Origin of the sequence: Candidatus Accumulibacter sp. ACC005, assembly GCF_907163215.1 — a bacterium.
Classification (GTDB): domain Bacteria; phylum Pseudomonadota; class Gammaproteobacteria; order Burkholderiales; family Rhodocyclaceae; genus Accumulibacter; species Accumulibacter regalis.
Genome location: NZ_CAJQUB010000018.1, coordinates 1 through 11887, shown reverse-complemented (window position 1 = coordinate 11887; position 11887 = coordinate 1). Strand labels below are relative to the sequence as shown.

The following is an 11887-nucleotide window of genomic DNA, read 5'->3' as shown; positions in this document are numbered from 1 at the left end:
CCTTAAACCGTCATCGGATTGGGTTTGTTCACGTCGATGCCGTAGCGGGCAATTGCCGTGGCGACCGTTGCCGGCTCGATCGTTCCCTCGTCGGCGAGCGCTTTCAGCGCAGCCACGGTGACCCAGCGGCGGTCGACCTCGAAGAAATGACGCAGCTTCTCGCGCGTGTCCGAGCGGCCGAAGCCATCGGTACCCAGGGTTACGTAGCGACGGTTGATGAAGGGACGAATCTGTTCGGCGAACAACCTGACGTAGTCGGTCGCCGCGACGACCGGACCGCGCGTCTCGCCGAGACATTTCTCGACGTGCGACAGACGTTGTTTCTCGGTCGGGTTGAGCATGTTCCAGCGCTGCACGTCATTGCCCTCGCGTGCCAGTTCGCCAAAGCCCGGGCAGCCCCAGAGGTCGGCATCGACACCCCAGTCGTTCTTGAGCAGGTCGGCGGCGGCAATGACTTCGCGGAAAATGGTTCCCGAACCGAGCAACTGCACCCGTGGCGCCGCTGCCTTGCCCTCCGCGGACGCGCCGCGGCGCAGCAGGTACATGCCCTTGAGGATGTCGGCCTCGGCGCCTGCCGGCATCTCCGGATGCTCGTAGTTCTCGTTCATCACGGTGATGTAATAGAAGACATCCTCCTGCTCCTGGTACATCCGGCGCATCCCTTCACGCATGACGACGGCGACTTCGAAGGAGAAGGTCGGGTCGTAGCTGATGCAGTTCGGGATCAGACCGGAGAGGATCAGCGAATGACCGTCTTCGTGCTGCAGGCCTTCGCCATTGAGCGTCGTCCGGCCGGCGGTACCGCCGATCAGGAAACCGCGCGCGCGCTGGTCGCCAGCCGCCCAACAAAGATCCATCACGCGCTGGAAACCGAACATCGAATAGCAGATGTAGAAGGGAATCATTTGGACGCCGTGCACCGAGTACGCGGTCGCCGCAGCGATCCAGTCGCTCATTGCGCCGGCTTCGTTGATTCCTTCCTGCAACACCTGGCCGTCGATCGACTCCTTGTAGAACATCAGCTGGTCGTGGTCTTCGGGGACGTACTTCTGGCCTTGCTGATTCCAGATGCCGATCTGCCGGAAGAGACCTTCCATGCCGAAGGTGCGCGATTCGTCGGGAACGATGGGGACCACGTGGCGGCCGACCTTCTTGTCCTTGAGCAGGATGTTCAGGAAGCGGACGATGGACATCGTGGTCGATACTTCACGCCCCTCGCCCGACGCCTTGAGCAGCGCGTCGAAAGCCGACAGGGCGGGGATATCCAGTGCTTCGGCAGTGCGGCGGCGTTTCGGCAGGTAGCCACCGAGGTCCATCCGCCGCTGGCGCATGTAGGTCAGTTCCGGCGAGCCCTCCGCGAACTTCAGGTACGGCAGTTCCTTGAGCTGGTCGTCGGCGACCGGCAGGCTGAAGCGATCGCGGAAGCGCTTGATCGCCTCGTAATCGAGTTTCTTCTGCTGGTGCGAGATGTTCATAGCCTCGCCGGCCTGGCCCATGCCGAAGCCCTTGATCGTCTTGGCCAGAATCAGCGTCGGCTGGCCCTGGTGCTCGACGGCCGCCTTGTAGGCGCTGAAGATCTTGAAGATGTCGTGACCACCGCGGTTCAGCCCCCAGACCTGCTCGTCGGTCCAGTCGGCGACCAGTTCCCTGAGTTCCGGAGTATTGAAGAAATGCTCGCGGACGTAGGCCCCGTCCTTGGCCTTGAAGGTCTGGTACTCGCCGTCGACGGCGTCCATCATGCGCTGCTTGAGGATGCCCTTCTTGTCGCGCAGCAGGAGCGTGTCCCATTGCGTTCCCCAGACCAGCTTGATGACGTTCCAGCCGGCGCCGCGGAAAGTGCCTTCGAGTTCCTGGATGATCTTGCCGTTTCCGCGCACCGGCCCGTCGAGACGCTGCAGGTTGCAGTTGATGACGAAGATCAGATTGTCGAGATTTTCGCGTGCGGCCATGCCGATGGCGCCCAGCGATTCGACCTCGTCGGTCTCGCCGTCGCCGAGGAAAGCCCAAACCTTACGGTCTCCGGCCTGGATGAAGCCGCGGCTGTCGAGGTACTTCATGAAACGCGCCTGGTAGATCGCCTGGATCGGACCGAGGCCCATCGACACCGTCGGGAACTGCCAGAAATCGGGCATCAGCCAGGGGTGCGGGTAGGAAGACACCCCCTTGCCATCGACTTCCTGCCGGAAGCAGTCCATCTGCTCGTCGGTCAGACGCCCGAGCAGGTGCGCCCGCGCGTAAACACCGGGCACCGAGTGTCCCTGGAAGAAGATCAGGTCGCCGCCGTGCTGCTCGGAAGGCGCGTGCCAGAACCACGAGAAGCCGACATCGTAAAGCGCCGCCGCCGAGGCAAAGGAAGCGATGTGGCCACCGACGTTGGTGTCGCGGTTGGCGCGCACAACCATCGCCATGGCGTTCCAGCGAATGTAGTTGTGAATCCTGATTTCGAGATCGGCATTACCGGGATACTTGGGCTGCTGATCGACCGGGATGGTATTGATGTACTCGGTAGTGGCGCTGTAGGGGATATCGATTCCCTCCTGGCGCGCCTGCGAAATCAGGCCGTCGATCAGGTAGTGAGCGCGCTCGGCGCCTTCCCTGTCGATTACACCACTGAGCGCGTCTTGCCATTCCTGGGTCTCTTGCGGGTCGGCATCGGTGGCGCCGGCCGACAGCGCGTTTTCGGGCAGAGCTGCCATGAACTTGTCTCCTGGTCTGCAGAATCATGAAATGAATAGTCTTGCCGGACGCCAAAGCGGACGCCAACACGGAGGGTAAACGCTTGCGTGCCGACAAAGTACCGCAGTGCAGCAAGCGCCTGTTTATCGCATTGTAAAACAGCATTTTGTATCGTGCAATTTTTTGGCCCCGAGTGGCACTTTCGAGGCTTTTCGGCACTTCCTATTGACCGTGCCTTGGCCAGGAAGTTGATCGGCGGCAACCGAAAATCGTCAATCAGCGGCTCGCTGGCCCGCTTAACACCGCTGCCTTGGTCGCCACTTCGGGGCGGGCGTGGCGCCGCAATTCCGCCGCCTTCAGCAAACTGGGCAGCCGCCTGAAAGCCTGTCGTCGCCGGAATCCTTGGCTTCCACACCGCGTGCAACACGACCCTTGCGCGCTTGCTTCCCTTGCGGCGGCCAAGCTCGACCAGCGACTCGGCACCACCCTGCTTGGCAGTACCGGGCAGGGGCCGATTTGCGATAAAATCGCGGCTTTCCCGAGGTGTTGAGAAGAGGCCGCGCTCCCTGCGACCGTCAGCGCGGCTGGCGCCCGTACGTCGCCCGCCGCTGCCGTCCGCCATTGCCCTTCCCGCCCCTTTCTCCACCTCCCTTCTGGCGACTCCAGGAACACCCGACATGACCGCAAAAATCCTCGACGGCACCGTTCTCGCACAAAAACTGCGTGCCGACTTCAAGACCCGCGCCGAAGCCCTTGCCGCGCGCGGCACACGCCCCGGACTGGCGGTGATCCTGGTCGGCGAAGACCACGCTTCGCAGGTTTATGTCCGCAACAAGGTCAACGCCTGCGCGCAGGCCGGCTTCCACTCCGAGAAAATCAGCTACCCGCCCGACGTCGAGCCGGCGGTGGTGCTCAAGAAGATCGCCGAACTCAATGCCGACTCCAGGATCCACGGCATCCTCGTCCAGTTGCCATTGCCAAAACACTTCGACAGCGACGCGGTACTCAAGGCGATCTCGCCGGAGAAGGACGTCGACGGCTTTCATGCCGAGAACTTTGGCGCCCTGATGCAGGGCAATCCGCGCTTCATCCCGTGCACCCCGTATGGCGTGATGAAGTTCTTCGCCGACGCCGGCATCGACCTGAAAGGCAAGGAGGCAGTGGTCATCGGTCGCTCGAACATCGTCGGCAAGCCGATGGCCATGCTCCTGATGCAGGCCGGCGCGACGATCACCGTCTGCCATTCGCAGACGCGCGACCTCCTGTTCCATACCCGGCGCGCCGACATCCTGGTCGCCGCGCTCGGGCGTGCCCAATTCGTCACCGCCGAGATGGTCAAGCCCGGTGCGGTGGTCATCGACGTGGGCATCAATCGCCTGCCCAATGGCAAGCTCTGCGGCGACGTCGACTTCGCTGCGGTCAGCCAGGTCGCCTCGGCGATCACGCCGGTCCCCGGCGGCGTCGGGCCAATGACCATCACCATGCTGCTCGCCAACACCCTCGAAGCCGCCGAAAGAGAGGCGCTCTGATGGCGCAGCAACAGGCTCCGCTGGTCGGCGTCGTCATGGGCTCTGATTCCGACTGGCCAACCATGCAGGCCGCGGCCGTGATGCTCAAGGAGTTCGGCGTGCCTTTCGAAGCACGCGTCGTCTCCGCCCATCGCACCCCGGACCTGTTGTTCGAGTACGCGTCGACAGCTGCCGCGCGAGGCCTGAAGGCGATCATCGCCGGCGCCGGTGGCGCGGCGCATCTGCCCGGCATGCTTGCCGCCAAGAGCACCCTGCCGATTCTCGGTGTGCCGGTGCAGTCGAAGGCGCTGTCGGGACAGGATTCCTTGCTCTCGATCGTGCAGATGCCGAAAGGGATACCGGTCGCCACTTTTGCCATCGGCGAAGCCGGCGCGGCCAATGCCGCGCTGTTTGCCGTCGCCATGCTGGCCACCGGTGACCCGGCGCTGGCCCAGCGCCTCGACGAGTTCCGGCAGGCGCAGGCGACCAAGGTCATGGCCATGAAGCTGCCGGAAGTGTGACGCAGCGCAGCGCCGAGCAGCCCCCCGCTTCCGGCAACACTTCCTTCACGCGCCGCTATCCGCGTCTCGTTCAACGGATCGCCGCGCGCCACGTGAGAAGAAAATGATTCTTCCTCCTGCAAATCTCGGCATGCTCGGCGGCGGCCAACTCGGCCGCTTCTTCGTCGCCGCCGCGCACGAACTCGGCTACAAGGTCTGGGTACTCGACCCCGACCCGCGCAGCCCCGCCGGACTGATTGCCGACCGCCATCTGGTCGCCGGCTACGACGACTATCCAGCGCTCGACGAACTGGCGCAGGCGTGCACGGCGATCAGCACCGAGTTCGAGAACGTCCCCGCCGCCACCCTCGACTACCTGGCCAAGTTCGTCCTCGTCCGACCGTCGGCAGCGGCAGTCAGCGTCTGCCAGAACCGCATCGCAGAGAAGAACTTCCTGCGCCAGCACGGCCTGCCGATCGCCGACTTCATCGCCGTGACGGGCGAAGCGGATCTGCGCAGTGCCGCGCCGGGCCTATTCCCGGCCATCCTCAAGGTCGCCCGTTTCGGCTACGACGGCAAGGGACAGGCGGTGGTCGACGGCCGTGAACAAGCCATCGCTGCTTTCCAGCACTTCCAGGGCGAGACCTGCGTCCTCGAACAGAAGCTCGCGCTCGGCAGCGAAATCTCGGTCGTCCTGGCGCGCGACGAAGACGGCCGGATGAAGAGCTTTCCGGCCGTCGAGAACAGTCACCGCAAGGGCATCCTCGACGTTTCCCTGGTACCGGCGCGCGCGCCGTCCGGGCTGCGCAGCAGGGCCGCCGAGCTGGCCGAGAAGATCGCCGACGGCCTGGGCTATATCGGCACGCTGGCGGTCGAGTTCTTCGTCGTTGACGGCGAGCTGGTGGTCAACGAAATGGCAGCCGCGTCCGCACAACAGCGGTCACTTCACGCTCGACGCCTGCCTGACCAGCCAGTATGAGCAACAGGTACGCGCGCTCTGCGGCTTGCCACTCGGCGACCCGCGCGCGCACTCGGCAGCGGCGATGGTCAACCTCCTCGGCGACCTGTGGTACGAAAACGGCCCCGGCCGGTCCTCGCTACCGGGAACCCGACTGGTCGCAGCTGCACGCCTTTGCGGGCCTCAAGCTGCACCTCTACGGCAAGCACCACGCACGGCACGGTCGCAAGATGGGGCATTTCACGGTGGTCGACGACGACCCGCAGCAAGCCCGCGAAAGGGCGCTGGCAGCGCGCGCTGCGATCGGCATCGTCGATGCTTCCTGAGCAGGCCGACATCGATCGTGCCGTCGCGCTGCTGCAGGCCGGCGAGCTGGTCGCCTTTCCGACCGAGACGGTCTACGGTCTGGGGGCCGACGCCGCCAACCCGCACGCAGTGGCGAGGATTTTTGCGGCCAAGGGTCGCCCCGCCGATCACCCCTTGATCGTCCATCTCGCCGGCGCCGGCTGTCTCGAACGCTGGGCCCGCGACGTCCCGCCACTGGCCTGGGAACTCGCCGAGGCCTTCTGGCCGGGACCGCTGACCCGTGATCCTCAGGCGCGCAGCGGCGGTTCCCACTGCGACCACCGGCGGCCAGGACACGATCGGCGTACGCGTACCGGCCCATCCCGTGGCCCTGGCGCTGCTGCGTGCCTACGCCGAGGCCGGCGGAGGCGTCGGCGGCATGTGCGGTGTCGCCGCGCCGTCGGCCAACCGCTTCGGGCGCATCAGCCCGACCGAAGCGAGACATGTGCGCGAAGAGCTGGGCGAGACCGTGCCGCTGATCCTCGACGGGGGTCGCTGCCTGGTCGGCATCGAGTCGACGATCGTCGACCTGAGCCGCGGCGAGACCCAGCCGCCGCGGCTGCTGCGCCCGGGACGCGTGACGCCCGAACAGATCGCCGCGGTGATCGGCGTCCTGCCGCAGACGGCGACGCCGGCGACGAGCGACGACGCGCCGCGCGTGTCCGGATCGCTGGCCGCTCACTACGCGCCGACGACGCCCCTGCGACTGGTCGCCCCCGCGCAGCTTGCCGACGTCGTCGACGCGCTACAGCAGGCGGGACGCCGTTGTGCGGTCGTCTGCCGCAGCCCGCTGCCGCAAGCCGTCTCGCCGCACGCGCTGCGCAAGCTGCCCGACGATCCCCGCGGCTACGCGCGCGCGCTCTACCGGGCCCTGCGCGAGCTTGATCACAGCGCGGCCGACCTGATCGTCGTCGAAGACGTCCCCGTGACGCCATCCTGGGCTGCCGTCACCGACCGCCTGCGGCGCTCTGCCGCTGGCGCTCAGGCCACGGGTCTGCGCGACGGGTAACGCCGACTCCCGGTCAGCGGCAGGCCGGCCCGGAAAAACGAGGCTGACGGCGCGGGGAGTGCCGGGATTGCCGGGATTGCCGGGATTGCCGGGATTGCCGGGATTGCGACCGCCTCAACGCCCGAAACTGTATTTCCAGAAGAAATCCAGAGCGTTGTCTGAACCGGCACGACCGACGACGTAGAAGTTGCGGTTGAGATAGGCCGTCAGCTTGACGACGCTTTCCGCGGTGCTCAGTGACTGCTCGTAGCTGATCAGGACATCCGACGACAGCCGCTTGCCGACGCTGACGATCTGGCCGGTGGTGGTATTGGTCGAACCAAAGGAACTGGTGTTGGCAATGCTGCTGGTCTGCGAGCGGCCCGAACCGCCGATCGAACCGCTGCTGACACCGAATTCGTCGATCCCCAGACTGCGCTGCAGCTTGCCCAGCGTCCCGCCGTCCTGGCCGCCAAACAGCGTCTGCGCGGCGGCCAGCAGGACGCCACCACCGCCCGATCCCTCCTGGTCGGACGCGTGCCCAAGAACCAGCCACGAGAGTTTCTCGGCATCCGGCACCACGGGGTCGGAAACCAGGCGCACGATCGGTCGCCGGGCGGTTCCGGTGACTTCGACACCGGCCTCGACCGGCAGGTTGGTACGAATCGCCCGGATGTTGAGACCGGGATTGTCGATCAGTCCCTGGAAGTTGAGAATGCCACGCTCGATGGCCAGCTTCTGGCCGTAGGCGTCGAAGCGGCCGCCTACCGTCCGGATCGACCCGGTCGCTCGTGGCAGGCCGCTTCCTTCCGAGGCGATCTTGATCGAGCCTGCGAGGCGGCTTTCGACGCCGGCACCACGAAAATGGAAGTAGCGTCCGAGGTCAGCGTCGATCTTCAGCGACAACAGACGCGCCGCCGCCGGCGCCTTGGCTTTCTTCTGTTCCTTGCGTTTGATCACCACGTCGTCGGAGAGCTGCGGTGTGCCACTCTTGGCCAATTCCCAGTAACCGGCGTCGACCTTGAAACTTCCGAGAACGTCGAGCAGTTTCTCGCCCAGGGTCAGTTTGGCGTCGCCCGAGACGAGCATCCACTGATTCGCGCGCTGCGTCACCCCGAGACGATCTGCGCGCAGGGTCAAGACGCCATCGGTATTCCCGAGATGCAATTCGCCGCTGGCCTCGACACGACCGGGTTTGGCGGTCAGGTTGGCGGCAGCGACGCCGGGGTCGAGGGCCAGGGTGCGCGGCATGGCCTGGAAATCACTCTCGAAAGACAGCTGCTTGAGAAGCAGGCGCACGTCACCGGGTTTGTCGCCGGTCAGCTGCAGCAGCAACTTGCCACGTTCCAGGCGCATCCCGTGGTCCAGGGCGCGCACGGCGAGGCCGTCACCACGCAATTCTCCGCCGAGCTCAGGCTTCGCCGGAGTTCCGGCAAGCTGCATCGCGCCCTCCAGACGACCGCCCAATTGCCAGCCGTCTCCCACCAGGCGAGCGGCCCAGGCCAGATCCGGAACGTCCATCTTGAGTTGCCCGCGCCACGGCGCCTGCTGACTGATCAGCGTCGTCGCCGAACTCGCCGCGCTGAGCCTGCCACTCAGCTCACCCAGTTTCTTGCCCGCAGGCTGAGTTCGGCGTCGAGACGTCCATCCTTGGCGAGAAGGCTGACCACTCCCTCCGTCAAACCGAGCGGAACGACGCCGATCGACAGGTCGCCGCTCTCGCGCCACAGCCGCAGACGGCCCGTCGGCAAGCTGCTCTTCGCCACTTTGCGCTGGCCGCTTGCACGGCTATCGCCGCTGTTGCCAAGATCCCACTCGGCGTTCAGGCGCAGCGTCTCGCCGCTGCCCTTGGCGGCCCCGATGGCCGAGTCGTCGAACCATTCCGGAAATTCGGCGAGCGTCGCGACCAGCGGCAGGCCGCGCAGACTGCCGGCGGTCTGCCAACGCTGCCCCGCGTAGAACACCCGCTCGAGGCGCGCCGACCACGTCGGCCCGACAAAGTCTGCGGGACCGGCGCTGAAGCGCGCCGCAGCGACCTGCAAGGGCAAGGGCCCGGCGAGGCGGACGAAGGGCTTGTCCTTGCTCGCCAGCGACGAGACACTCAGTTCGCTGAGCGCGCCAGTCCATGCCATGCCGCTCGCCGGAGTCGTCAGCCCCCCTTCGAGCAGCAGGCGCAGATCGCGTTTTCCGGGTAGCGCAAGCTGGCCGCGCAGGCGGTGTGCGCTGCGTACGCCGTCGGCCTCGAACAGCACTTTGCCGGCCACCGGATTGCCGTCGGCCAGATCGACGCCGCTGAGCTGCAACCTTCCCGACAGCGCGCCGTCCTTGCCGTCCCCCAGGCGGGCTGCGAGATCGAGCCCGCGGATTTCGCCGAAGTCCTTCCCCGCCAGACGCGCCGAACGCAGGTCGGCCGACACTTCGGGCGACTTCATGGTACCGGCGAGCAGCAGCGTCCCGTTGAGATCGCCGGCCACACCCAGCGGATCGAGTCTTGGCGCACTGATCGATACCGTCAGACGGTCGCCACGGGCGCCGAAAGCGCCTTTCGCGGTCAGCCGATTGCCGGCCGCGTTGAGCTCGACGTCGGCCTTGCGCAGGCGTTCACCGGCAAGATCGACTTCTCCGGAACCGGTCAGCGACTGGCCGCGAAAGCGACTGTCGTGCAGCTGAAAGCGCAGAGCGAGCGTCAGCGGCGGCCGGCTGCTGCCGTTGGCGTCGAAGTCGGCGTTGAGCCGTGCCGGCGGCACCTCGGCAAAGCGGCTGGGATCGAAGTTCTTCAGACTTCCCTTGACGACAAACCTGCCGGCGTCGACCAGGCCGAGCCGCCCACTGGCGACGAGCCTGGCGTCGCCAGTGGACAATCGCAGCTGGTCGACGACGATCTCCGTCGGCTTGATGGCGATCTTGCTGTCGAGGCTGAACTGCGGGTCGCGCAGTTCCAGCTCGAGCAGCTGCTGATTGATGCCCAGGCTGGCGCGCAACGGGCCGGCGAGCTTGGTTGGGCGCAATGTGCTGACCAGGGCGCGCGCGTCGAGCGCCGTGGCCATCAGGCGCAGGGTCAGTTCGCTGCCGCGGAGAAGGCCACTGCCGCGCAGGCGCCCGCCGCCGGACAAGCGCAGATCGAGATCGGCCAACTGCAACTCGTCGCCGCTCAGCCGCAAACCGGCGTGCAGGGACTCGACCGGCAGCGACTGCTGGTCGGCAGCGCCCGGACGCCGATTGCGCAGCGTCAAACGCCCACCCAGGACGTCCGGCGCGTCAGCGAGCGGCCGCAAATCGACGCCCAGATCGAGCGCTGCCTGTGGCGCACCCTTGCTCCATGCCGCCGGGTCGACTCCCGATATCTTGGCCACGATTTCGACGATCGGCTGCGCCAGGAAAGGCTTCAGTCGAGCACTGACTTCAGCCGCAAAACTCTCGCCGGTTCTACCGTCGATCGGCTCACCGCTGCCCCGCAGGCTCAGTTCTTCGAGCGGCCCGTCGGCGAGCAGATCGAAAGCCAGCGCTCGTCCAGCGGCTTCGCCTTCGATGCGCAACTTCGCCGCAGCGCGTACGGCTTGTCGGCGGCCAGAGAGGCCTCGCCGCTGAGCGCCAGCCCGCTGACATTGGCGGTCAACGCAGTCACGCGATGCCATTCGCCAGCGCTGCTCAGCTCCAGCGCCAGCGCCTCGACGACCATCGCCGCCTTTCCGTCGGGGGGGTATAGTGCGCCGACTTCGATGCTTCCGAGCTGCAGTTGCTCGACGTCGATGGCCAGCGGCAGACGCAGGCTGTCGGGCACGACCAGCGGCTCGTCGCTGGGAAGGCTGGCGAAGCGCAGGCTCGCCACGGCCAGACGGCTGACCGAAAGTCGCGCCTGCAACAACTCGGCGGGGCGCCAGTCGAACTGCAGGTCCTGCAGCTGCACGTCGAGCGTCGCGTCGCGCCAGTGCAGCGACGGCAGGGTCAGCGAACCCTGCAACGAGCCCGTCGGTTCGCCGAGCGTCAGCTGCCCCCCGGCGAGCTGCTCGAGGGCGCGGCAGGCGACGCGAAAACCACTCTCGGTCGCCAGCAGCCAGGCCAGGGCGACGAAGAGGCCCAGTACGATGGCCAACGGGCTGATCCATAGCCAGCGCAGAGAACGCCTGGATGGCGCCGGCGGCGCCGCCCGGCTGTCGCCGCCGGCGCCCTCGGGCGCCTCCGCCTGTCCGTCGAGCGGACTCGCCACGGGCGCCGCGGGCGGTTCTTTTTCGTCGTTCAAAACGGCACCGCCAGCGAAAAGTCGAAGCGCAACTTGCCGTCGCGCTGGCCGTAAGCGAGATCCAGACCGAGCGGGCCAACCGGACTCTTCCAGCGCGCGCCAAGACCGTAGCCCACCGCCAGATCGAAGGCGTCACGACTGTCCTGTGCGTCACCCGCGTCGACGAATGCCGCCGCACCCCAGGAGGGGGTGATCCAGTGCGTGTATTCGGCACTCATGGTCATCAGGTAACGGCCGCCGACAACTGCTTCGCCTTGCTGCACACCGAGGCTCTGATAGGCGTAACCGCGAACCGAGTTGCTGCCGCCGGTACGAAAGAGGAAATCCTGCGGAATACCGTTGCTCGAGGGCGCCAAGGTGGCGCCCAGTTCGGCGCGCAGGAGCAGGCCATCGCTGGCGCCCAGCGGCACCCCCTGCGCGTAGCGAAAGTAGGTCCGCAGGAAGTTCTGATCGGACAGCAGCTGTTTGCTGGCTCCGCCAAGCTGAAACTGCAGGGCAATCCCCTCCGACGGATCGAGGGGATCCCGCGCGTGCCGCCAGGTCCAGCCGGCCTGCGCGGTGAGGGCCTGGTTGGTCGTCGTCGGCGAACCTTTCGGCGTCTGCTTTTCTTCCTGCCAATTGAGTCCCAGGCGCTGCTCGACACTGCCGCGCTGCTGCACGCGCGTCGCCCCT

At 66.3% G+C, this 11887-nt stretch carries 7 protein-coding genes and 2 pseudogenes; 4 read left to right on the top strand and 5 right to left on the bottom strand.

What is annotated here, in order from left to right; genetic code table 11:
* Window positions 1–2 precede the first annotated feature (2 nt).
* Window positions 3–2696: a pyruvate dehydrogenase (acetyl-transferring), homodimeric type gene (gene aceE, locus QZ613_RS20340; RefSeq protein WP_043570921.1), complete on the bottom strand. Its 2694-nt coding sequence runs from the start codon at window positions 2694–2696 to the stop codon at window positions 3–5.
* Between the two features lie 657 nt (window positions 2697–3353).
* Here aceE and folD point away from each other — a divergent pair.
* The 4 genes and pseudogenes from folD (at window position 3354) to QZ613_RS20320 (ending at window position 6996) form a co-directional block, all read left to right on the top strand.
* The gene (gene folD / locus QZ613_RS20335; protein ID WP_291864617.1) at window positions 3354–4205 is read left to right on the top strand and encodes a bifunctional methylenetetrahydrofolate dehydrogenase/methenyltetrahydrofolate cyclohydrolase FolD; all 852 of its coding nucleotides are present in this window, start codon (window positions 3354–3356) and stop codon (window positions 4203–4205) included.
* Entirely contained in the window at window positions 4205–4705 is a 501-nt protein-coding gene (purE, locus tag QZ613_RS20330) for a 5-(carboxyamino)imidazole ribonucleotide mutase (protein WP_043570912.1), read from the top strand. Before folD ends, purE begins: the two co-directional genes overlap by 1 nt.
* Before the next feature lie 103 nt (window positions 4706–4808).
* Window positions 4809–5968, top strand: a pseudogene (locus tag QZ613_RS20325) (5-(carboxyamino)imidazole ribonucleotide synthase).
* Window positions 5958–6996: pseudogene (locus tag QZ613_RS20320) on the top strand (L-threonylcarbamoyladenylate synthase). Before QZ613_RS20325 ends, QZ613_RS20320 begins: the two co-directional pseudogenes overlap by 11 nt.
* A 114-nt stretch (window positions 6997–7110) precedes the next feature.
* On the opposite strand, the gene QZ613_RS20315 reads toward QZ613_RS20320, so the two are convergent.
* From QZ613_RS20315 to QZ613_RS20300, 4 genes are all read right to left on the bottom strand, one after another.
* Complete coding sequence (locus QZ613_RS20315) at window positions 7111–8496, bottom strand: translocation/assembly module TamB domain-containing protein (RefSeq protein ID WP_291983785.1); 1386 nt, start codon at window positions 8494–8496, stop codon at window positions 7111–7113.
* A 74-nt stretch (window positions 8497–8570) separates the two neighbouring features.
* Complete coding sequence (locus QZ613_RS20310; protein WP_291983783.1) at window positions 8571–10511, bottom strand: hypothetical protein; 1941 nt, start codon at window positions 10509–10511, stop codon at window positions 8571–8573.
* Window positions 10436–11215 carry a hypothetical protein gene (locus QZ613_RS20305; RefSeq protein ID WP_291983781.1) on the bottom strand — a complete coding sequence of 260 codons (780 nt, stop codon included), beginning with the start codon at window positions 11213–11215 and terminating at the stop codon, window positions 10436–10438. The genes QZ613_RS20310 and QZ613_RS20305 overlap by 76 nt, the downstream gene beginning before the upstream one ends.
* Window positions 11212–11887: BamA/TamA family outer membrane protein (locus QZ613_RS20300; protein ID WP_291983779.1), on the bottom strand; the 676-nt coding region annotated here is incomplete at its 5' end. The genes QZ613_RS20300 and QZ613_RS20305, both read right to left, overlap by 4 nt.

Bases quoted from the DNA above. Each gene is read 5' to 3' on its own strand.
- QZ613_RS20315 (WP_291983785.1), bottom strand. From the start codon at position 8,496: ATGGACGTTCCGGATCTGGCCTGGGCCGCTCGCCTGGTGGGAGACGGC.
- aceE (WP_043570921.1), bottom strand. From the start codon at position 2,696: ATGGCAGCTCTGCCCGAAAACGCGCTGTCGGCCGGCGCCACCGATGCC.
- purE (WP_043570912.1), top strand. From the start codon at position 4,205: ATGGCGCAGCAACAGGCTCCGCTGGTCGGCGTCGTCATGGGCTCTGAT.
- folD (WP_291864617.1), top strand. From the start codon at position 3,354: ATGACCGCAAAAATCCTCGACGGCACCGTTCTCGCACAAAAACTGCGT.